Source organism: Luteimonas terrae, from assembly GCF_004358165.1.
Lineage (GTDB): Bacteria > Pseudomonadota > Gammaproteobacteria > Xanthomonadales > Xanthomonadaceae > Luteimonas > Luteimonas terrae.
In genome coordinates this window covers 160338-182104 of record NZ_SMTG01000002.1, presented here as the reverse complement: position 1 = coordinate 182104, position 21767 = coordinate 160338, and the positions used below count along the sequence as shown (strand labels likewise).

Here is a 21767-nt window from a genome sequence, read left to right as displayed (position 1 = left end):
TCCGATGCGCGCCGGCGCTTGCGAAAGACATACGGCGCGCGCATTGTGATGTCGTCAGTCGCACAGGAACCCCCGTTCGCAGCATGAGCGGAACCCGCAAGAAGCTCACCAAGGCCACCCTGACGCTGCCGCTGGCGCTGTCGGGGGGCGCGACGGCCACGCTGGCCGACTACGCCGGACGCTGGCTCGTCCTCTACTTCTACCCCAAGGATTCCACGCCCGGTTGCACGACCGAGGGCCTGGACTTCAACGCGCTGCTGCCGCAGTTCCAGGCGCTCGGCGCCGACGTGCTCGGTGTCTCGCGCGACTCGGTGAAGTCGCACGACAACTTCTGCGCCCGCCAGGGATTCGCGTTCCCGCTGGTGAGCGACGGCGACGAGGCGCTGTGCAAGGCCTTCGACGTGATCCGCGAGAAGAACATGTACGGCCGCACGGTGCTGGGCATCGAGCGCAGCACGTTCCTGATCGATCCCGAGGGCCGCATCGCGGCCGAGTGGCGCAAGCTCCGCGTGCCGGGCCATGCCCAGGCCGTGCTCGACGCACTGCAGGCTGCGCAGCCGCAGTGACCCGCGTTCCAGACCGTTCCGTCGCCGCCCCGGTCATCGGGTCACGGCGGCGCGACCGCGCGTGTGCGACAGCTGAGCTCCACCTCCGTCATCCCTCACCAACACGGAACGCCGACTGACGATGATGACCCAAGGCAAGCGCGTCTACGTTCTCGACACCAACGTGCTGATGCACGATCCCACCGCGCTGTTCAAGTTCGAGGAGCACGATGTCTACCTGCCGATGCAGGTGATCGAGGAGCTCGACAACGGCAAGAAAGGCACCAGCGAGGCCAGCCGCAACGCACGCCAGGTCAGCCGCTTCATCAACGAGCTGATCGAGGCGGCCGGCAGCGACCACATCGCCTCGGGCCTGCCGCTGGTGCGCCCCAACGGCCTGCAGCTGCGCGGTGCGCAGAGTGCCGGCAAGCTGCGTTTCCAGACCACCACGCCCAGCGAGGATCCGACCTCGTTCGGCGCCGTCGCACCCGACAACCGCATTCTCGGCGCGATTCTCGACCTGGTCCGCAGCGAGCCCGACTACCCGGTCGTGTTCGTCTCCAAGGACATCAATCTCCGCATCAAGGCGGCGATCGCCGGCATTCCCAACGAGGATTACGAGAACGATCGCGCGCTCGACGATTTCAGCCTGCTCTACACCGGCGCCACCGCCCTGCCCGCCGACTTCTGGTCGGTCCACGGCAAGGATCTGCGCTCGTGGACCGACAAGGGCCGCACCTACTACGAGCTGGCGGTCTCCGAGGACGACGACTGGTACGCCAACCAGTTCCTGTACCTGCCCGGCGACGAGGAATCCGAATTCCGCGTGACGAAGGTGGAAGACGGACGCGCGACGCTGCAGATCGTCGACGACTTCCGCCACACGCAGCACGCCGTGTGGGGCATCAACGCGCGCAACCGCGAACAGAATTTCGCGCTCAATGCGCTGATGGACCCCGAGGTCGATTTCGTCACCCTGCTCGGCACGGCCGGCACCGGCAAGACGCTGCTCGCGCTTGCCGCGGGCCTGGCGCAGACGATGGACCAGCAGCGCTACCGCGAGATCATCATGACCCGCGCGACGGTCAGCGTCGGCGAGGACATCGGCTTCCTGCCCGGCACCGAAGAGGAAAAGATGACCCCATGGATGGGCGCGCTGACCGACAACCTCGAAGTGCTCACGCACAACCAGGACGGCGGCAGCTGGGGCCGCGCGGCGACCAACGACCTGCTGGCCTCGCGCATCAAGATCCGCTCGATGAACTTCATGCGCGGGCGCACTTTCCTGTCGCGCTATCTGATCCTCGACGAGGCGCAGAACCTCACGCCGAAGCAGATGAAGACACTGGTCACCCGCGCCGGCCCAGGCACGAAGATCGTGTGTCTGGGCAATGTCGAGCAGATCGACACGCCCTATCTCACCGAGACGACCTCGGGCCTGACCTACGCGGTCGACCGCTTCAAGAACTGGGCGCACAGCGCCCACGTCACCCTGCGTCGCGGCGAGCGTTCGCGCCTGGCGGACTTCGCGTCCGAGGTGCTGTAAGCCACGGGCGACCCGTCGCGTGCTGCGACCGGCCGTCTGCCTTGCCTTCCCGGCTGTAGCACAATGCGCGGATGACCCAAGTCGCCGCGCCCCGTCCCCGCTCCGTCCTCACGATCGCCGGCTCCGATTCCGGTGGTGGCGCCGGTATCCAGGCCGATCTCAAGACGTTCGCCGCGCACGGCGTGCACGGCCTGTCCGCGCTCGCCGCACTGACCGCGCAGCACACGCGTGGTGTCACCGCAGTGCACGCGCCACCCATCGCATTCCTGCGCGCGCAGATCGATGCCTGCTTCGACGACTTCGATGTGCGCAGCGTCAAGATCGGCATGCTGGCGACGGCGGAGATCGTCGAGGCGGTGGCCGACGCGCTGGCGCTGCATCCGGACATTCCGGTGGTGCTGGATCCGGTGATGATCGCGACCTCGGGCGCCAAGCTGCTCGACGACGACGCGCTCGGCGCGTTGCGCACGCGCATGATTCCGCGCGCGCATGTGCTGACGCCGAACCTGCCCGAAGCCGAGCTGTTGCTGGGTCGCGACATTTCGGCAGGCGCCGATGCGGAAGACGCACTCGCCGCGCTGCGTGCACTCGGTGCGCATGGCGTACTGCTCAAGGGTGGTCATCTCGACGAAGGCGACGAGGTCGTCGACCGCTATGCCGACGCCGATGCGCAGTTCGCACACCGCGCGCCGCGGCTCGACATCGACGGCCACGGCACCGGCTGCACGCTGTCGTCGGCGATCGCCGCGCGACTGGCACTGGGCGACGACGCCGCAGCGGCGTGCCGCGCCGGCATCGCCTACGTGCATCGCGCGATGCGTGATGCCTATCGCCCCGGCCGCAGCGAGGTGAGCGTGCTCGGCCATCTCGGGCCGCTGGCATCGTGAGCCGAACGGCGGCGCGCATCGAGTCCATCGAGACCGGCGACGGCCATCGCTTCGAACTGATCGCGCGTTTGCCCGAGGTGCCAACCCGCCGACTGCTGTGGCTGCCGGCGATGGGCGTGCCGGCGAAGCACTACCTGCCGTTCGCCGAGGCGCTCGCCGGCCACGGCATCGCGGTGGCGCTGCATGAGTGGCGCGGCATCGGCTCGAGCAGTTTGCGGGCCGGCCGTAGGCAGGATTGGGGCTACCGCGAACTGCTGGCGGACATCGCGCGCAGCGAGGCCGCCCTCGATGCGATCGCCCCCGGCACGCCGCGCGTCATCGGCGGGCACAGCCTCGGCGGCCAGCTCGCCTGTTGCCATCTCGCGCTGCGCCCGGACGCTGCCGATGCGCTGTGGCTGGTCGCCAGTGGTGCCCCGTACTGGCGGGCATTTCCATCGCGCGTGCGTTACACACTGCCGCCGCTGTACCGCTTCATGGCCTGGCTGGCGCGCGCACGCGGCGTGTTGCCCGGGCGTCGGCTCGGCTTCGCCGGCAACGAGTCGCGCGGCGTGATCGCCGACTGGACGCGCAGCGGTTTGCGTGGGCGCTATGCCGCCGCCGGCATCGAGTCCGACCTCGATGCGGCGATGGCGGCGATCGAAGTGCCGGTACGCGCTGCCTGCCTCGAAGACGACTGGCTCGGCCCGCCGTCCTCGCTGCGCTTCCTGCTGTCGAAGCTGCGCAGCCGCGACGCATCGGTCGAGGTGTTCTCGGCAGATCGTCTGGGCGTCGCAGCCGACCATTTCGCGTGGATGCGACAGCCCGATGCGATCGCGTCGTGGCTCGCCGAGGTCCGGGGCTGACCGCGACCGTCCGCTACACTGCGACGATCGACCCACGAGCATTGTCCGCATGACCGCACCGCTGCCCGCCCGCGACGAGATCCGCATCGCCGTCATCGGTTTGGGATACGTCGGCCTGCCGCTGGCGGTCGCGTTCGGACGTCGGCATGAGACGCTGGGCTTCGACATCGACGCGGTCCGCGTCGAGGGACTGCAACGCGGCGACGACCACACGCGCGAACTGTCCCCCGACGAACTGCGTGCGGCGACGCGCCTGCGCTACAGCGCCGAGGCCGCCGATCTGGCGGGTTGCAACGTGCACATCGTCACCGTGCCGACGCCGGTCGATGCCTACAAGCGTCCCGACCTGTCCGCGCTGGAAGCGTCGAGCCGCGCCGTCGGTGCGTCACTGCAGCGCGGCGGCGTGGTGATCTTCGAATCGACGGTGTACCCGGGCGCCACCGAAGAAATCTGCGTGCCGATTCTCGAAGCGGTGTCGGGCCTGCGCTATCGCGAGGATTTCCACGTCGGCTACAGCCCCGAACGCATCAATCCGGGCGACAAGCAGCATCGGCTCGAGAACACGCTCAAGGTCACCGCAGGGTCCAGCGATGCGGCGGCGGAATTCGTCGACACGCTCTACCGCGACATCGTCGAGGCCGGCACGCATCGCGTGTCGAGCATCCGCGTGGCCGAAGCGGCCAAGGTCATCGAGAACACCCAGCGCGACGTCAACATCGCGCTGGTCAACGAGCTGGCGCTGATCTTCGACCGGCTGGGTATCGACACGCACGAAGTGCTCGAAGCGGCCGGGACGAAATGGAACTTCCTGCCGTTCCGCCCCGGCCTCGTCGGCGGGCACTGCATCGGCGTGGATCCGTATTACCTGACGCACAAGGCACAGGAGATCGGCTACCACCCCGAGGTCATCCTCGCCGGTCGGCGCATCAACGACAGCATGGGCCTGCACGTCGCCCAGCGCGTGGTGAAACTGATGCAGCAGCGCGGCATCCAGACCGCCGGTGCGCGCGTTCTGGTGCTGGGCCTGGCGTTCAAGGAGAACTGTCCGGACCTGCGCAACACGCGCGTGATCGACGTCGTGCGCGAGCTGCAGAGCTACAGCATCGAAGTCGACGTGCACGATCCCTGGGTTGCGCCGGCCTACGCGCAGCACGAGTACGGTCTGGCACCGATCGCCGCGCCGCAGGCGGGCACTTACGACGCCGTCGTGCTGGCGGTGGCGCACACGCAGTTCCGCGAACTCGGCGGCGATGGCCTGCGCGCCTTCGGCAAGCCGGGCGCGGTGCTGTTCGACGTCAAGGCGATCCTGCCGGCCGACGCGGTCGACGCGCGACTCTGAGCTGTCCAGCGACGCTGCGCGTCGTTGCCGCTGGCATGCCGGCGTCCCTCCGACCGCCAACGCTCAAGCTTCGCATCCCACGCGCGCGATCGAGATCTCCGACGGGGCTTTCGTGCGCGCGAGCGCGCTCCCATCCAAGGATCATCGGCGTGCCGCCGGCGCCCGACAGAACGCGTGTTCGCGGCGGGCAACGCGCGCGCTCCACCCCTGCACAAAACCTGCGGACACAAAAAAACCAGCGATCGCTCGCTGGTTGATCTGTTGTTCTGGCGCGCCCGGAAGGATTCGAACCTCCGACCCCCAAGTTCGTAGCCTGGTGCTCTATCCAACTGAGCTACGGGCGCCTTGAACAGAAGCGGAATTTTGCAGTAACACGTTTGCTTCGTCAACCACTTCGTGAGGATTTTTTCAGTGATTCCGCGAGGAAATCCGATCGAATCCAGAAGTGGCGGAGAGTGAGGGATTCGAACCCTCGATGGAGTTTTAAGCCCCATACTCCCTTAGCAGGGGAGCCCCTTCAGCCACTCGGGCAACTCTCCGAAGCATCGCGCCCAGCGCAGGCGCCGAACGCGGTGCGAAGGATACCGATTCAGCGCGTCTGCGGCAAATCTTCCTGCGCTTCGTTCGCATCGCCGCCTTCGCGGTGGATGCGCTGGTAGATCTCCTCGCGATGCACGGCGACGTCCTTCGGTGCGGTGATGCCGATGCGCACCTGGTTGCCCTTGACGCCAAGCACGGTGACCGAAACCTCGTCACCAATCATCAGCGTCTCGCCGACGCGGCGGGTCAGAATCAACATAACAATCTCCTGGGCCCGGAACGGCGCTTCCGTCACGGGTGTTGGCTGCAATTCGGACCGTTCTCGACCTTGGAAACCGATTACAGACCAGTTCTAGCCGTAAAGCATGTCCCCTGCCGCGCGGCCGGTCAACCGCGCACGGCCGGCGTTTAGCGCCCGCTTAGCCGAGGCGTTCGGACACCCACTGGCGGACTTCGCCGAGCGCGGCCACCAGCGCCGGGCCATCCTCGCCGCCGCCCTGGGCCATGTCCGGACGGCCACCGCCCTTGCCGCCGATGCGGCCGGCAACGTGCGACAGCAGTTCGCCGGCCTTGACCTTGCCCGTCGCGGCACCGCCGACGCCGGCAACGAGTGCGGCCTTGCCGTCGCTCGCGCCTGCCAGCAGCACGACGACGTCGCCGAGTTGCTGCTTGAGGCGATCGACCGCATCGCGCAGTGCCTTGGCATCGAGACCTTCGATGCGGGCTGCGACGAGCTTGATGCCGCCGATGTCGATCGCCGACGCGCCGAGGTCGGCAGTGGCGCCGCTGGCGGCCTTGGCCTTCAGCGATTCGAGCTCGCGCTCGAGCTGCTTCTGGCGATCGAGCAGCGCGCGCACGCGCTCGCCCACTTCACCGGACGTACCGCCGAGCAGCCCGGCGGCTTCGCGCATGCGCGCTTCGTCGCCGCGCACGTGGTCGAGGGCGGCCTGCCCGGTCAGCGCCTCGATGCGACGCACACCCGACGACACGCCCCCTTCGGACACCAGCTTGAACAGACCGATGCGGCCGGTGCGGTCGACGTGCGTGCCGCCGCACAGTTCGACCGACTCGCCCATGGTAACCACGCGCACGCGCTCGCCGTACTTCTCGCCGAACAGCGCCATCGCGCCGGAATCCAACGCGGCCTGCATGTCCATCTGCTGGATGGTCACCGGATGGTTCGCGCGGACTTCGACGTTGACGCGACGCTCGATCTCGGCGAGCTCCTCGCCGGTCACCGGCTGGAAATGCGAGAAGTCGAAACGCAGGCGTTCGGGCGCGACCAGCGAGCCCTTCTGCGCAACGTGCGTACCGAGCAGATCGCGCAGCGCGCCATGCAGCAGGTGCGTCGCGCTGTGGTTGAGCACGATGGTGCCGCGGCGCGCGGCGTCGATCGCACCGCGCACGCGGTCGCCGGTACGCAGCGTGCCTGCGGCCAGGCGGCCGACATGGCCATGGAACTGGCCGGCGAACTTCTGTGTGTCGTCGACGTCGAAACGGACCCCGCCCGCCTCCAGCACGCCGGTGTCGCCGACCTGGCCACCGGATTCGCCGTAGAACGGCGTGCGGTCGAGGATCACGACCGCGTCGTCGCCGGCGGCGATCTCCTCTACCGGACGACCGCCCCGCAGCAGCGCGACGACCTGCAGGTCGTCGGCGGCGTCGGCATCGTCACCGACGAACACCGTCGGCGAGAGCTTGGCGACCAGATCCGCCGGCAGCCCCGCGGTCGAAGCGAACTTGCCGGCTGCCCGCGCGGTCTCGCGCTGGCGCTGCATGGCCGCGTCGAAACCGGCGACGTCGACATCGAGGCCACGTTCGCGCGCGACGTCCTGGGTGAGGTCGAGCGGGAACCCGTAGGTGTCGTAGAGACGGAACGCGTCTTCGCCCGGAATCGCGCCGTTGCTGCGCGAGGCGACGTCGTCGAAGATCCGCATGCCGGCATCGAGCGTCTCGGCGAAGCGTTCTTCCTCGACCTTGAGCGCACGTGCGACCAGCTCGCGCTTCTCGCGCAGCTCGGGATAGGCATCGCCCATCACCGCGTCCAGCGTCTCGACCATCGCGCTGAAGAAGGGCTGGCGCACACCGAGCATCCAGCCGTGGCGCAGGGCGCGACGGATGATCCGGCGCAGCACGTAGCCGCGACCTTCATTGGACGGCAGCACGCCGTCGACGATCAGGAACGAACACGCGCGGATGTGATCGGCGATCACGCGCAGCGACTTGTTCTCCAGATCCTGCGTCCCGGTGAGTTCGGCGGCCTTGCCGATCAACGCCTGAAAGACGTCGATCTCGTAGTTGCTGTGCACGCCCTGCAGGATCGCCGCCAGACGCTCCAGGCCCATGCCGGTGTCGACGCACGGCGCCGGCAGCGGAATCAGCGTGCCGTCGGCCTGCTTGTCGAACTGCATGAAGACGAGATTCCAGATCTCGATGAAGCGGTCGCCGTCCTCGTCGGGCGAACCCGGCGGGCCGCCGAAGTGCGACGGGCCGTGGTCGTAGAAGATCTCGGTGCAGGGGCCGCAGGGGCCGGTGTCGGCCATCTGCCAGAAATTGTCCGAGGCGAATGGCGCACCCTTGTTGTCGCCGATGCGGACGATGCGGTCTTCCGGCACGCCGACCATGTCGCGCCACAGCGCGTAGGCCTCGTCGTCGGTGTGATAGACGGTGACCAGCAGGCGCTCGGCCGGCAGCTTCCAGACCTGCGTCAGCAGCTCCCAGGCCCAGGCGATGGCGTCCTTCTTGAAGTAGTCGCCGAACGACCAGTTGCCGAGCATCTCGAAGAAGGTGTGGTGCCGTGCGGTGTAGCCGACCTGGTCGAGATCGTTGTGCTTGCCGCCCGCGCGCAGGCAGCGCTGCACGTCGGCCGCGCGCACGTAGCTGCGCTTCTCGGCACCGAGGAACACGTCCTTGAACTGCACCATGCCCGAGTTGGTGAACAGCAGCGTCGGGTCGTTGCCGGGCACCAGGGGGGCCGACGGCACGATGGTGTGGCCCTTGCCCTTGAAGAATTCGATGAAGTCGCTGCGGATCTGGGCGGTGCTGGTGGGGGTCTGCGTGGTCATGGGCCTGGCGTGACGGACGTGCTGGAAGGGGCATGGACACCCCCGTCGCCGCACGTGCCCGCCATCGACGGGTGCCGGTCCGGAGTCGTGCCCAGAACCGCAAAGGGTAGCAGGCCGCCCGGGCGCCACGCGCGCCGGCGACAGGACTGCAGCGCGGCCGCTCAGTCGGTCCGCAGTGCCCGGACCGCGCCGTAGGCGGTCTCGGCGTCGAAGCCCCGGCGCAACAAGAAATCCACGGCCTTGCGTCGCAGGGCCGGATCGCCTGGAAACGCGGCCACGTCGTAGCGACGTTCGAGCAGATCGCGTGCGCGCTGCGGCCAGTCCGCCTCGCCGTCGCCGGCGAGCGCATCGAACGCGGCGGTGATCTGCGCGGTGGTCAGCCGGTGCGTCGAGAGCTCCGCCTCGATCCGCAGCGGCCCGTAGCCGGTCGATGCGCGGCTGCGGGCAAGGCTCGCGGCGAAGCGGCCATCGTCCTGCCAGCCGGCCTCGGTCATCCTGTCGACCGCCTCGATCGCGACATCCGGCTCGACGCCGCGCGCGGCGAGCTTGCGCAGCAGTTCGGGCCGGGAGTGCTCACGGCGCACCAGCAATGACAACGCCCGCTGCGCGGGCGTCATCTGGCGGCGCGGCTTCCTCGGTGGAGCCGGCGCGTCGTCCGGGGACGGCGCCAGTCCTGACGCCCTGCCCCAGGCCTCCGCTGCATCCGTCGATGCGGATCCGCCCGTGGACGGCTCCGCATCATCCGACGCGGACGCCGGCTCAGTCGGCGTCGTCTTCCGCATCGTCCCCGCCACCTGCGACCACCGTCGGCATCAGCCGCTCGCGGATACCCGCCTCGATGCGCGCGGCGACTTCCGGATTGTCCTTGAGATACTGGCGGGCGTTCTCCTTGCCCTGGCCGATGCGCTCGTCGCCGGCGCTGTACCAGGCACCGGCCTTCTCGACCAGCTTGGCCTCGACGCCCATGTCGATCAGCTCGCCTTCGCGGCTGATGCCTTCGCCGTAGAGAATTTCGGTGACGATCTGCTTGAACGGCGGCGCCAGCTTGTTCTTGACCACCTTGATGCGGGTCTGGTTGCCGATGATCTCGTCGCCCTTCTTGATCGCACCGATGCGGCGGATGTCGAGACGCACCGAGGCGTAGAACTTCAGCGCGTTGCCGCCGGTCGTGGTCTCGGGGCTCTGGCCCGGCATCATGATGCCGATCTTCATGCGCAGCTGGTTGATGAAGATCACCATGCAGTTGCTGCGCTTGATGTTGCCGGTCAGCTTGCGCAGCGCCTGGCTCATCAGGCGGGCCTGCAGGCCCGGCAACTGGTCGCCCATCTCGCCTTCGATTTCGGCCTTCGGCGTCAGCGCGGCGACCGAGTCGATGACCACCATGTCGACCGCGTTCGAGCGCACCAGCATGTCGGCGATCTCGAGCGCCTGCTCGCCGGTGTCGGGCTGGGACACCAGCAGGTCGTCGAGATTGACGCCCAGCTTGGTGGCATAGGTCGGGTCGAGCGCATGCTCGGCGTCGATGAAGGCCGCGGTGCCGCCGGCCTTCTGGCACTGGGCGATGGTCTGCAGCGTCAGCGTGGTCTTGCCGGAGGACTCGGGACCATAGATCTCGACCACGCGCCCCTTCGGCAGACCGCCGATACCGAGTGCGAGATCGAGCTGCAGCGAACCGGTGCCGATCACCTCGATGGCTTCGGCAGTGCCGTCGCCCATGCGCATCACCGAGCCCTTGCCGAACTGCTTCTCGATCTGCCCCAGGGCGGCCGACAGCGCACGCTTCTTGTTCTCGTCCATCGCGGTGGTCCTCGTCATTCGTGTTCCGATGTGGTGGAAGCATCCTCGCAGTCGCAGGTCGCACGGACTGCGACGCTGCATACGGGACGCAAAATTTAAGTCGGCCGATGCGCGGCGGTCAGCGGCGCGCCACGCGGATGCCCGTGGGAGAACACCGCGCGCGTCGTGCGCCGGGGCGGTACTGCGCTCAACGGTTCGGCCTGACCAGACCGCAGTAGAGACCTTCGATCGCGAAGTCTTGGTCGGGCAGCACTTCGATCGGGGCGTAGTCGGGATTGCGCGGCAACAGGCGGATGCGGTCCTTGCCGATCTTCAGCAGCTTGACCGTGATCGCATCATCGACACGCGCGACGACGATCTGCCCCGAGCGCGCGTCACGTGTGCGGTGCACGCCGATCAGGTCGCCCTCGAAGATGCCCTCGTCGCGCATCGAGTCGCCCTTGACCTTGAGCAGGTAGTCGGGCGACGGCGAGAACAGCACGCGATCGAGCACGAGGTAATCGTCCGACCCGATGTCCGCGCCGATCGGCGCGCCGGCGGCGACCTGGCCGAGCACCGGCAGGCGCAAGGCCTCGTCCGGCGTCGCGCCCAGGGCCAATGCGTGCTGCGGCGACTGCACCGGCACCCGCAGCCGGATGCCACGCGCCCGGCCCGGCACCCGTTCGATCGCGCCGGCAGCTTCCAGCGCATCGAGGTGGTACTGCGCCGCGCGCACACCGGCGAACCCGAAGGCGCGCGCGATTTCCGTCTGCGATGGAGGCATGCCTTCGGTGGCGATGCGCTCGCCGATCATGTCGAGAATGGCGCGCTGGGTCTGGGTCAGGTCCATGGTGAGTAGTATTACTACTCACGTGTGCCGTACGCAAGCGCCCGTTAGCTCAATGGAATGCCGTCAGCGCGGAATCGCCAGGTGCGCCGGTTCCAGCGCCTTGCCCGGCCCGCGTGGCGTCGTGGCGATGGCCGTATCGGCCGGCAGAGGCCCCGCCCCGTCTAGATGCGCGTCGACGCGATCGAGTGCGGCGTAGACGTAGGGCAGCAGCGGCACGTAACGCGCGGCGTAATCGGGGAGCGCGAGGAAACCGTCGAAATGCTGGGCGTGGGCCACCTGCCACAGGCGCACGTCGCGCCCGGCGGCCTGCGCCCAGCGGGCGTAGGGCACGCTGGTGAAGGCCATCGGGATCAGACCGTCGTCGGCGCCGTGCACGACCATGACCGGCAGGCCGCGGCGTGGCAGGCCCGCGCGCGTCTCGGCGATGCCGGCCTGCACGCGACGCGCGGACGCATCGTCGCCATCAACGAGCGCGCGCAGACACTGCAGGCCCGGCAACAGCGGATCCGCGCCGGCCATGCGGGTATCGACCAGGCCCACGCCTGCACCCGGCGGGATGCCGCTGCCGTCGCTCCACCAGATGGCGCGTTCGGGCGGCGTCGCCGCGCGCGGTGCGCCGTCGGCGCCCTGCGCCGCATAGCGGAAGCCGCAGGGATGTGCGTCGGCGTCGAAGCGCCCGTAGGCCGAGGCATACGTCGCCGCGATCGCGCGCCACAGATCGAAGCCGGTCGACAGGGCGCCGGCCCGCAATGCGCCATCGGTCCAGCCGCGCGCATGCATGGCCTCGCGCGCCGAACGGGCCTGTGCGGCGGAGTCGTTGCCCTCGATCAGGCCATCCGCGCGCAGGGCCGCGCAACGCGCCGTCCAGAGCGGGGCGACCTGCGCGGTCAACGGCGGCTGCGGCAGGTCGTCGAGCGCGAGCTGTGCGCACGGCATCAGCAGGGCCGCTTCGGTGGTGTAGTCGTAGAGCGTGCGCGCGCCCGGCGCGTCGGCATGGATGCTGGGCTCGCCGGCGACCACTGCGTCGAGCCAGTCGCCGTCGAGTTCGGCCGCACGCAGCACCGCGCCGCCGCCGTTGGAGATACCGACCGCGATGACGCGGGTGCTGGCGAAATCGAAGGGCGCGTCGTCGGGCCAGGCCTCGCCGAGCGCCTGCAGCGCGAACTCGGCGGCCTGGCGCACGTGGCGGCCCCAGTCAGCCTCGGGGTTGTCGCCCGAGTGCGCGTGCTTGAGCGCGACACCCTGCGACGTGCCGCCGGGTGCGAACACCGAGGTCGCGCGGTCGTCGGCGGGCGTGCCGTCGGCCGCGATGCCCAGGCCTGCGTCGGCATCGAAATAGTCGGTGCCTGCGCCCTTGTCGGTGTAGGCGACCGCGCAGCCCTTCGGCAGCCCCCAGGCACCGGCCACGGCGATCGCACCGTAGATGCCGCGCGAGCCCGAGGACGCGGTGACCACGACGCAGCGACGCGTGCGGTCGAAGTCGTCGGGCACCTGGACCAGGACGCGATGCGGTTGCGATGCACCCGGCACCGTTGCCAGCGCGTGAAACTCGCGGCCCGGCACGTTCGCCAGGCTGCCGTAGAGCGTGCCGTAGCCGCCGCCCGGCGCCAGATCGGCGATGCCGCGCCAGTTGGCCCACAGCGCACGCCGCCGCGCTTCGGCGGCGGTCGGTCGTTGTGGATCGGCGAACGTCGGCGGCGTCATCGCCTGCAGCCCGGCCAGGCCGAGGCCGGCGGTCAGCAGGTCGTCGCCCTCACGATGCAGGCTGGTGCGCTGGGCGGTGAACATCGTGGCGTGGTCTCCGCGCATCGAGGCAGGGTCGGCCCGCGTCGCCGTGCCGGCGCAGGCTGCGAGCGAGAGTGCGAGGGTGGCGAGGCACAGCGGCCGGATCATGCGCAGTCTGGTCATGCGGCCACCGTAGCAGCGCGCCCGCCGCGGGCCATCGTACTTTGGTACCAGCCGCGCGCCGCACCGGCGCTTGCTAAGGTGCGGCTGCATCCGCTGTGCCCGTTCTCCCATGCCCAAGCTGCTCATCGCCGACGACCACCCGCTGTTCCGCGCCGCCCTGCGCGGCGCGGCCGCCGATGCCGCGCCCGATGTGACCACGCGCGAGGCCGAGACGCTCGACGGCGTGCTGGAGCGGCTGGAGGACGAGGACGACATCGACCTGGTGCTGCTGGACCTGCACATGCCCGGCAACCACGGCCTGGCCGGACTGGCCGCGATCCGCGCGCAGTTCCCCGCCGTGGCGGTGGTGCTGGTGTCGGCGAACGAGGACCCGCTGGTGGTGCGGCGCGCGCTCGACCATGGCGTCGCCGGCTATATCCCCAAGAGCGCGGGACTGGACGATCTGCGCGAAGCGATCCGCGCCGTGCTCGACTGCGAACAGTGGTTGCCGCCGGCGCTACGCGGCGCCGTCGCACGTGCCCAGTCGACGCCCGAGGACACCGACCTCGCCGCGCGCCTGGCCAGCCTGACGCCGCAGCAGTTCCGGGTGCTCCGGCTGGTCGCCGAAGGCCTGCTCAACAAGCAGATCGCCGACCGCCTCGACGTGCAGGAACGCACGATCAAGGCGCACATGTCGGCGATCTTCGAAAAGCTCGGCGCGCGCAACCGCACCCACGCGGGTGTGATCCTGCGCGGGCTGGAGATCAGTGATCCCGCGCAGCGCGTGGCCGGCTGATCAGTCGCCGGCGGTCTGCCGGAGCGGCGGATTGATCCATTCGAGGGCGAGTCCACGACGTCGCGCTTCGCGCCCCACCCGGGCCACATAGGCACTGTCGGTGACGATGCGTGGCGGCGCCTCGTGGATGCGTGGCGCGGCGGGTGCCTGCGCCGTACGGGGCGACTGGCTGACGCACGCGGCGAGCGTGCAGGCGGACAGGACGGCTGCGGCACGGAGAACGGACAGCATGGCCTTGGCTCCGGTACGGGGATCCCGCATGGCGGGACCGGCCCTGCACGCGCTACACACCCGCCGCGTATCGACGGATCAGCCGCCGGTCGGCGTCTCTGCCGGAAGCCGACGGACGGCGCCGTTGCCGATCTCGCCCAGTTCGGCCAGTACCGATGTGGCATAGCAACCAGCCGGCAAGGTGAAGCCCAGTTGCAGCACGCCCGGCGCCAGCCACGTCCACTGCAGATCGCCGGGGCGCAACCGTGTCGCGCGGCGCTCTTGCGACAAACCGGCCGATTCGAGACCTGCTCGCAATGCGAGCGACTGCGCGTCATCGAGCGCGGCGGCTTCGCAGGCCGCTGCGGCGCCGGCGCTGCGCAGCATGCCGCGGCCCCACAGCGGTGCTGTGGGATGGATGTCCTGCGCGGTGACGCGTGCGGCGACTTCCGGACTGTCCGGCTCGGGTCCGAACAAGCTGCGGCTGCCGTCGAGCATCCAGACCTCGCCTTCGAGTCCGGTGTCCCAATCGCCGGCGCGCACGCGCGCCGCGAGCACGCGATTGAACAGCGCCGAGCGCGCGGCCGACAGCAGCATGGCGCGCTGCTCGCGATCGATGCGCCGGCGCGGCGCGGCGAACATGCGCAGGGCCTTGTCGACGTTGCCGCCGTCATGGCCGAAGCGTTGTTCGCCGAAGTAGTTCGGTACGCTCCTATCGGCGATCGTCTGCAGACGCATGTCGATCGCGGCCGCGTCGCCGACGACATCGCGCAGGGTCAGCACGAAACGGTTCCCGGCCAGCGCGCCGCGCGGCAGCTTGCGCGCGTGCCGCGCCTGCGCGAGCACGCGCAAGGACTGGTGCGCCCCGGCCCCCAGCGCTTCGAGCGCGGCGATGTCCGGCGCCTCGCGACCCGGCAACTGCACGGTGAAGCGCTGCGTGGTCAAGGCATGCCGGTCCTTGAGGCCGGCGTAGCCGACACTGCGCCCGTCCACGCCCGCCCACTGCGCCAGCAGGCGCGCGACGAAGGCGGTGTTCATGCCGCTCTTCTCGATCGTCAGCAGCAGATGTTCGCCCGCGCCGCTGGCCTCGAAGCCGTCGATCTCGTCGACGCGGAAATCCTCCGGGTGCTGCCGGATCGTCGCCGACAGCACCGGCGCGCCGTGCGCGGTGGGCATTTCGCTGGTCATGCGATCGGATCAGGCCGCGATACGGACCAGCAGGCAGGCCGCCTGCGCGGCGATGCCTTCGCCACGGCCGGTGAAGCCGAGCTTCTCGCTGGTGGTGGCCTTGACCGAAATACAGTCCAGCGCGATGCCCAGATCACCGGCGATCGCCTCGCGCATCGCCGGCGCATGCGGGCCGATCTTCGGCCGCTCGCAGATCACGGTGACGTCGGCATTGCCCACGCGCCAGCCGCGCTCGGCCAGCAGGGTATTGCAGTGGCGCAGCAGCGCACGGCTGTCGGCGCCCTTCCAGCGGTCGTCGGACGGCGGGAAATGCACGCCGATGTCGCCCAGCGCCAGCGCACCGAGCATCGCGTCGCACAGCGCGTGCAGGGCGACATCGCCGTCGCTGTGCGCGAGCACGCCATGCGTGTGCGCGATGCGCACGCCACCGATCATCACGTGATCGCCGTCGCCGAAGGCGTGGACGTCGAATCCCTGGCCGATACGGAAGGCGGGCGTGCTGGTCATGGCGATGTCGTGTTCGAAGCGGGCCGGCAGAGTGCCATGGCGGGAACGTGGGTGCCACGGCTCATGCGAAGCGACCGTTGGATGGGCAGCGCGCAGCGAAACCCGTCATTGCCGTCTGCAAGCGCATCGTGGAAGTCGGCGAAGACGCGCTATGAGCAAAGCGGCGGTCAGCCGCGAACGCCTCGCGATGGATGTCGCGGCGCGCGACCTGTCCTGTGACTGCAACTCAGCTGCGCTGCGACAGCTCGAACGCGAAGCGCGCGAGATCGGCCGGCGTGGTGACCTTGAAGTTGTCCTCGCGGCCCTCGACCAGCAGCGGACGCAGGCCCTGCCGCTCCATCGCCATCGCCTCGTCGGTCACGGCGATGCCGTCGGCATCGGCGGCTTCCAGCGCGCGACCCAGCTGCAGGCGGCGGAACAGTTGCGGCGTCAGCGCACGCCACAGGCGTTCGCGCGGCTCGGTGCCGTCGATGCCGCCGTCGTCGCCGGCCCGCTTGAGCGTGTCGCGCACCGGCGCGGCGAGGATCGCGCCGACCGGGTCCATGCGTCCGCGCTCGAGCAGCGCATCGAGATCGGCCGGATGCAGGTTCGGGCGCGCGGCGTCGTGCACCAGCACGAACTCGTCGGGGCGCACCGATTCGGGCAGCGCGTGCAGACCCGACAGGACCGAGGCCGCACGCGTCTCGCCGCCGGACGCGCGCAGCAGCGGCTTGCCGTGCAGCACGGCGTCGGGCAGCTCCGGCGCGTCGTCGATGCCGATCACCAGCACGACGCCGCCGATACCCGGATGACCGGCAAGCGCGTCGAGCGTATGGGCCAGCAGGCTGCGCCCGCCGACCTGGAGAAACTGCTTGGGCACGTCGCCGCCGAACCGCGTGCCACGGCCCGCCGCAGGCACGATCACCCAGACATTCAAGGCGTCGGCTCCGGCGCGTCATCCCGCAGCGGCTCCGGCGCGCTGTCCTGGCGCCGTTCCTGTGCACGCTGCTGCGCGTCGGGATCCATCGCGTGCTCGGCCGGCAGCGGCGCGATGCGCGCGTCGTCGACGACGCGGTAGAAGGTCTCGCCCGGCTTGATCATGCCCAGCTCGCCGCGCGCACGCTCCTCGATCGCGGCCTCGCCCGACTTCAGGTCGGCCACTTCGGCCGCAAGCGCAGCGTTGCGCTGCTCGAGGCCTTCGTTCTGCCGCGCCTGTGCTTCGACGCGGCTGCGCAATTCCTCGACCTGCTCGGTTCCACCGACGCCGAACCACAGCCGGTACTGCAGCCACGCGAGCAGCGTGGCGAGGACCAGCATCACGACCAGCAGGGCGCGCATGCGATGTGTGCCGCCGGACTCAGCGCTTCAGCGACACGAACGCATCGCGGCCGGCGTAGCGGGCGTTCGCGCCCAGCGCCTCTTCGATGCGCAGCAGCTGGTTGTACTTGGCGACGCGGTCGCTGCGGCACAGCGAACCGGTCTTGATCTGCGTGGCCGTGGTCGCGACCGCGATGTCGGCGATCGTGGTGTCCTCGGTCTCGCCCGAACGGTGCGAGACGACGGATGCGTAACCCGCGGCGTCGGCCATTGCGATCGCTTCCAGCGTCTCGGTCAGCGTGCCGATCTGGTTGACCTTGATCAGGATCGCGTTCGCAGTGTGCGAGTCGATGCCTTCCTTGAAGATCTTCGGGTTGGTGACGAACAGATCGTCGCCGACCAGCTGCACCTTGCTGCCGATGCGATCGGTCAGCTGCTTCCAGCCGGCCCAGTCGTCCTCGGCCATGCCGTCCTCGATCGTGACGATCGGGTACTGCGCGGCCCAGTCGGCGAGGAAGTCGACGAACTGCTCGCCGGTCAGGCGCTTGTTCTCGCCGACCAGGTGGTACTTGCCGTTGTCGTGGAACTCGCTGGACGCGACGTCGAGGCCCAGCAGCACGTCCTCACCCGCGGCGTAGCCGGCCTTGCCGATCGCCTCGAGGATCGTATCGAGCGCTTCGACGTTGCTGCGGAAGTCCGGCGCGAAGCCGCCCTCGTCGCCGACGGCCGTGCTCAGGCCGTGGCCCTTCAGCACCGACTTGAGCGCATGGAAGATTTCCGTGCCTGCGCGCAGCGATTCGGAGAAGCTCGAAAAGCCGACCGGCAGGACCATGAATTCCTGGAAGTCGACGTTGTTGTCGGCGTGGGCACCGCCGTTGATGATGTTCATCATCGGCACCGGGAGCACCGGCGCGCGGTCGCCGCCCAGCAGCTTCCAGAGCGGCATCTTCCTCGAGGCGGCCAGCGCGTGCGCGTTCGCCATCGACACGCCCAGCAGCGCATTCGCGCCCAAGCGGCCCTTGTTCTCGGTGCCGTCGAGATCGATCAGGCGCTTGTCGAGACCGGCCTGGTCGGCGGCGTCGAAGCCCTTGAGCGCATCGGCGATCGCGCCGTTGACGTTGCCGACCGCCTTCTGCACGCCCTTGCCCAGATAGCGGGTCTTGTCGCCGTCACGCAGCTCCACCGCCTCGCGGGCACCGGTCGATGCACCCGAGGGCACCATCGCGCGGCCGAAGCTGCCGTCTTCGAGCGTGACTTCGGCTTCGAGGGTCGGATTGCCGCGGGAATCGAGAATCTCGCGGGCGTGGATCTTGGCGATGGCGGTCATGGTCGGGTCTTGGTCTCGTCGGTTCGGGAATCGGGTGCAGGCGCGGCATCGTCCGCGCGCGGTTCGTGATCCAGCGGTGCGTTACGGGCGCTGCGGAAGGCCAGCACGATCGCCGCCGCGCACAGCGCGATGGCGAGCAGCCAGTGCCACCAGTCGCTCAAAGGTCGGCTTCCGCGAAGCCGGCGCGCTTGGTGACGGCGTCGAGTTCGAGCATGGTTTCCAGCAGCGCACGCATGCGGCCCAGCGGCCAGGCATTCGGGCCGTCGCTCAAGGCTTCTTCGGGCTTCGGGTGCGTTTCCATGAAGACACCCGACACGCCGACGGCGATCGCCGCACGCGCCAGCACCGGCACGAACTCGCGCTGGCCGCCGCTGGAGGTGCCCTGCCCGCCCGGCAGCTGGACCGAGTGGGTCGCGTCGAACACGACCGGGCACTGCGTCTGTCGCATCACCGCCAGCGAACGCATGTCGCTGACGAGGTTGTTGTAGCCGAAGCTCGCGCCGCGCTCGCAGACCATGATCTGGTCGTTGCCCGTGGACTTGGCCTTCTCGACCACGGGCTTCATGTCCCACGGGGAGAGGAACTGGCCCTTCTTGATGTTGACCGGCTTGCCGGCGCTGCAGACCTTCTTGATGAAGTCGGTCTGGCGCACGAGGAAGGCCGGGGTCTGCAGCACGTCGACGACCGAGGCGACCTCGTCCATCGGCGTGTACTCGTGCACGTCGGTCAGTACCGGCACGCCGAGCTGGCGCTTCACCTCGCTCAGCACGCGCAGGCCTTCTTCCATGCCCGGGCCACGGAAGCTGGTGCCCGAGGTGCGGTTGGCCTTGTCGAAGCTGGACTTGAAGATGAAGTTGATGCCGAGCGCGGAGGTGATCTCCTTCAGCTGGCCGGCGACGTCGAGCTGCAACTGCTCGCTCTCGATCACGCAGGGACCGGCGATCAGGAAAAACGGCTGGTCGAGACCGACCTCGAATCCACAGAGCTTCATGCGTGTGCCTCCTTGAGCAGCGCACCGCCGGCCTTGTGTTCGCGCGCGGCGCGCACGAAACCGACGAACAGCGGGTGGCCGGTGCGCGGCGTGGACAGGAATTCCGGGTGCGCCTGGCAGGCGATGAACCACGGGTGCTGCGGCAGCTCGACCATCTCCACCAGCAGGTCATCCATCGACTTGCCGCTGATGACCAGGCCGGCGTCCTCGAGCTGGGTGCGGTAGCGGTTGTTGAATTCGTAGCGGTGGCGGTGACGCTCGCCGACGACATCCTTGCCGTAGACCTCGCGCGACTTCGTGCCCGGCTTGAGGCGCTGCTCCTGCAGGCCCAGACGCATCGTGCCGCCGAGGTCGCTCTTCTCGTCGCGACGCTCCATTTCACCGGACTGCGTGCGCCATTCGGTGATCAGGCCGATCACCGGATACGGCGACTGCTTGTCGTTCTCGGTGCTGTTGGCGCCTTCCAGGCCTGCGAGATTGCGCGCCACGTCGACGACCGCCGCCTGCATGCCGTAGCAGATGCCGAAATACGGCAGACCGGTTTCGCGCGCGTGCTGCGCGGAGAGCACCTTGCCCTCGAAGCCGCGGTCGCCGAAGCCGCCGGGCACCAGCACGCCGTCGACGTCGCCGAGCCACTCGGCCGCGCCGTCGCGCTCGATGTCCTGCGATTCGATCCACTTCAGCCGCACCTGCGTGCGCTGGCGGATGCCGCCGTGCTTGAGCGCTTCGCCGACGGACTTGTAGGCGTCCTTGTGGTCGACGTACTTGCCGACCACGCCGATCACGACCTCGTCGATCGGATGCTCGACCGCGTTGACCACGTCGATCCATTCCGACAGGTCGGCGCTGGGCTTGGCCTTCTCGCCCAGGCGCAGGCGCTCGACGACGAGTTCGTCCAGACCCTGGGCGTGCAGCCACATCGGAATCTTGTGGATGTTGTCGAGATCGACGGCCGAAATGACCGCCTTCTCCGACACGTTGGTGAAGGAGGCGATCTTGCGTCGCTCGCCGTCCGGCAGCGGCTGCTCGCTGCGGCACAGCAGGATGTCGGGCTGGATGCCGATCGAACGCAGTTCCTTGACCGAATGCTGCGTGGGCTTGGTCTTCAGCTCGCCGGCGGCCGCGATGTACGGCACCAGGGTCAGATGCATGAAGACCGCCTTCTCGCTGCCGCGGTCGGTGCGGATCTGGCGGATGGCTTCGAGGAACGGCAGCGACTCGATGTCGCCGACGGTGCCGCCGATCTCGACCAGCGCCACGTCGTAACCGGCAGTGGCTTCGTCGATCGCGCGCTTGATGGCGTCGGTGATGTGCGGGATGACCTGCACGGTCGCGCCGAGATAGTCGCCGCGGCGTTCCTTGCGGATCACGCTCTCATAGATCTTGCCGGTCGTGATCGAGTTCTTGCCCGACAGGCGCACGTTGATGAAGCGCTCGTAGTGGCCGAGGTCGAGGTCGGTTTCCGCGCCATCGTCGGTCACGTAGACCTCGCCGTGCTGGAACGGGCTCATCGTGCCGGGGTCGACGTTGATGTAGGGATCGAGCTTCATCATCGTCACCCGCAGGCCGCGGGCCTCGAGGATGGCGGCCAACGAGGCGGCCGCGATGCCCTTCCCGAGGGAAGAGACGACACCGCCGGTGACGAACACGAGCGGAGTGATGGAACTGGAAGGAGGCGTCATGGGGACAGCGGGTCGCTGGAAAGCCCCATTCTACAGGCTGCGGGCGACACGCGCCCGGACGCTGTGTCCGGTGGACGGTGTCGACGGCCGGCCGGACCGGTCTCCAGATGGCAGAACGCCCCGGAAGACCGGGGCGCTCGCCGTGTGATGCCGGGGCCGTGGATCAGGCCGGGTCTTCCTCTTCTTCCTCGGTCTGGGTCATCGGCTCTTCGGCGGTCGCGGCCGCTTCTGCCTGGGTGTCGACGGCCTCGTTGACCGCATCGGACGCGTAATCGGCATTGTCGGCCGCGGTCTCGGCAGCCTGCGCCGAAGCCTCGGCGGTCTGTGCGGCCTGCTCGGCCTGCTGGGCGGCGACTTCGGCGTCGCGGGCCTGCTGTTCTATCGAGGCGTCCTGCGCGAAGGCGGGCGCGGCGAACGCGGTGGCGACGATGGCGGCGAACAGCACGTTGCGGGTCTTCATGGGAACTCTCCTGACGTGATTCGATTTGATGGA

Annotated in this window: 22 protein-coding genes and 2 tRNA genes; 6 read left to right on the top strand and 18 right to left on the bottom strand. The window is 69.0% G+C overall.

Translation table 11 applies throughout. From position 1 onward, the window contains the following. Positions 1-83: 83 nt before the first annotated feature. The 5 genes from E2F49_RS00955 (at position 84) to E2F49_RS00935 (ending at position 5159) form a co-directional block, all read left to right on the top strand. Complete coding sequence (locus E2F49_RS00955; RefSeq protein ID WP_055247136.1) at positions 84-566, top strand: peroxiredoxin; 483 nt, start codon at positions 84-86, stop codon at positions 564-566. Positions 567-690: 124 nt separating this feature from the next. Beyond that, positions 691-2091 carry a PhoH family protein gene (locus E2F49_RS00950; protein WP_055249763.1) on the top strand — a complete coding sequence of 467 codons (1401 nt, stop codon included), beginning with the start codon at positions 691-693 and terminating at the stop codon, positions 2089-2091. Between the two features lie 71 nt (positions 2092-2162). Further along, a complete protein-coding gene (gene thiD / locus E2F49_RS00945; RefSeq protein WP_133392238.1) occupies positions 2163-2978 on the top strand; it encodes a bifunctional hydroxymethylpyrimidine kinase/phosphomethylpyrimidine kinase in 816 nt (271 codons plus the stop codon). Next, the gene (locus tag E2F49_RS00940; RefSeq protein ID WP_243713352.1) at positions 2975-3820 is read left to right on the top strand and encodes an alpha/beta hydrolase family protein; all 846 of its coding nucleotides are present in this window, start codon (positions 2975-2977) and stop codon (positions 3818-3820) included. Before thiD ends, E2F49_RS00940 begins: the two co-directional genes overlap by 4 nt. A gap of 49 nt (positions 3821-3869) precedes the next feature. Then, positions 3870-5159, top strand: coding sequence for a nucleotide sugar dehydrogenase (locus E2F49_RS00935; protein ID WP_133392237.1), 1290 nt, complete (start codon positions 3870-3872; stop codon positions 5157-5159). Between the two features lie 267 nt (positions 5160-5426). On the opposite strand, the gene E2F49_RS00930 is transcribed toward E2F49_RS00935, so the two are convergent. From E2F49_RS00930 to E2F49_RS00895, 8 genes are all read right to left on the bottom strand, one after another. Next, positions 5427-5503: transfer RNA gene (locus E2F49_RS00930), tRNA-Arg, on the bottom strand. Positions 5504-5605: 102 nt separating this feature from the next. Beyond that, positions 5606-5698: transfer RNA gene (locus E2F49_RS00925), tRNA-Ser, on the bottom strand. Between the two features lie 50 nt (positions 5699-5748). Continuing rightward, positions 5749-5958, bottom strand: a complete 210-nt coding sequence (csrA, locus tag E2F49_RS00920) for a carbon storage regulator CsrA (RefSeq protein WP_055247130.1) — start codon at positions 5956-5958, stop codon at positions 5749-5751. Between the two features lie 160 nt (positions 5959-6118). Further along, positions 6119-8764: an alanine--tRNA ligase gene (gene alaS / locus E2F49_RS00915; RefSeq protein ID WP_133392236.1), complete on the bottom strand. Its 2646-nt coding sequence runs from the start codon at positions 8762-8764 to the stop codon at positions 6119-6121. A 161-nt stretch (positions 8765-8925) separates the two neighbouring features. After that, positions 8926-9381 carry a regulatory protein RecX gene (locus E2F49_RS00910; protein ID WP_133392235.1) on the bottom strand — a complete coding sequence of 152 codons (456 nt, stop codon included), beginning with the start codon at positions 9379-9381 and terminating at the stop codon, positions 8926-8928. Positions 9382-9523: 142 nt separating this feature from the next. After that, positions 9524-10561, bottom strand: a complete 1038-nt coding sequence (recA, locus tag E2F49_RS00905; RefSeq protein WP_133393398.1) for a recombinase RecA — start codon at positions 10559-10561, stop codon at positions 9524-9526. 187 nt (positions 10562-10748) lie between these two features. Further along, entirely contained in the window at positions 10749-11390 is a 642-nt protein-coding gene (gene lexA, locus E2F49_RS00900; RefSeq protein WP_133392234.1) for a transcriptional repressor LexA, read from the bottom strand. Between the two features lie 63 nt (positions 11391-11453). Next, positions 11454-13298 carry a D-(-)-3-hydroxybutyrate oligomer hydrolase gene (locus tag E2F49_RS00895; protein ID WP_243713350.1) on the bottom strand — a complete coding sequence of 615 codons (1845 nt, stop codon included), beginning with the start codon at positions 13296-13298 and terminating at the stop codon, positions 11454-11456. A 109-nt stretch (positions 13299-13407) separates the two neighbouring features. Between E2F49_RS00895 and E2F49_RS00890 the strand changes: the two genes are divergently transcribed. Next, on the top strand, positions 13408-14073 hold the full coding sequence (locus E2F49_RS00890) for a response regulator transcription factor (RefSeq protein WP_133392233.1): 666 nt from the start codon (positions 13408-13410) through the stop codon (positions 14071-14073). Here the strand turns inward: E2F49_RS00890 and E2F49_RS00885 are convergent, their stop codons facing one another. The 10 genes from E2F49_RS00885 to E2F49_RS00845 form a co-directional block, all read right to left on the bottom strand. Continuing rightward, positions 14074-14304 carry a hypothetical protein gene (locus tag E2F49_RS00885; protein WP_133392232.1) on the bottom strand — a complete coding sequence of 77 codons (231 nt, stop codon included), beginning with the start codon at positions 14302-14304 and terminating at the stop codon, positions 14074-14076. 78 nt (positions 14305-14382) lie between these two features. Continuing rightward, complete coding sequence (gene truD, locus E2F49_RS00880; RefSeq protein ID WP_133392231.1) at positions 14383-15471, bottom strand: tRNA pseudouridine(13) synthase TruD; 1089 nt, start codon at positions 15469-15471, stop codon at positions 14383-14385. Positions 15472-15480: 9 nt separating this feature from the next. Further along, positions 15481-15978: a 2-C-methyl-D-erythritol 2,4-cyclodiphosphate synthase gene (ispF, locus tag E2F49_RS00875; protein ID WP_133392230.1), complete on the bottom strand. Its 498-nt coding sequence runs from the start codon at positions 15976-15978 to the stop codon at positions 15481-15483. A 226-nt stretch (positions 15979-16204) separates the two neighbouring features. After that, positions 16205-16894, bottom strand: coding sequence for a 2-C-methyl-D-erythritol 4-phosphate cytidylyltransferase (ispD, locus tag E2F49_RS00870; RefSeq protein WP_133392229.1), 690 nt, complete (start codon positions 16892-16894; stop codon positions 16205-16207). Then, positions 16891-17295, bottom strand: a complete 405-nt coding sequence (gene ftsB, locus E2F49_RS00865; RefSeq protein WP_082387382.1) for a cell division protein FtsB — start codon at positions 17293-17295, stop codon at positions 16891-16893. The genes ispD and ftsB overlap by 4 nt, the downstream gene beginning before the upstream one ends. A gap of 19 nt (positions 17296-17314) precedes the next feature. After that, positions 17315-18601 carry a phosphopyruvate hydratase gene (gene eno, locus E2F49_RS00860; protein ID WP_133392228.1) on the bottom strand — a complete coding sequence of 429 codons (1287 nt, stop codon included), beginning with the start codon at positions 18599-18601 and terminating at the stop codon, positions 17315-17317. After that, positions 18598-18762: a hypothetical protein gene (locus E2F49_RS16275; protein ID WP_165971084.1), complete on the bottom strand. Its 165-nt coding sequence runs from the start codon at positions 18760-18762 to the stop codon at positions 18598-18600. Before E2F49_RS16275 ends, eno begins: the two co-directional genes overlap by 4 nt. Beyond that, positions 18759-19592 carry a 3-deoxy-8-phosphooctulonate synthase gene (kdsA, locus tag E2F49_RS00855; RefSeq protein WP_133392227.1) on the bottom strand — a complete coding sequence of 278 codons (834 nt, stop codon included), beginning with the start codon at positions 19590-19592 and terminating at the stop codon, positions 18759-18761. Before kdsA ends, E2F49_RS16275 begins: the two co-directional genes overlap by 4 nt. Then, on the bottom strand, positions 19589-21253 hold the full coding sequence (gene pyrG / locus E2F49_RS00850; protein WP_133393396.1) for a CTP synthase: 1665 nt from the start codon (positions 21251-21253) through the stop codon (positions 19589-19591). The genes kdsA and pyrG overlap by 4 nt, the downstream gene beginning before the upstream one ends. Before the next feature lie 184 nt (positions 21254-21437). Then, on the bottom strand, positions 21438-21734 hold the full coding sequence (locus E2F49_RS00845) for a hypothetical protein (RefSeq protein WP_055247105.1): 297 nt from the start codon (positions 21732-21734) through the stop codon (positions 21438-21440). Positions 21735-21767: the final 33 nt, after the last annotated feature.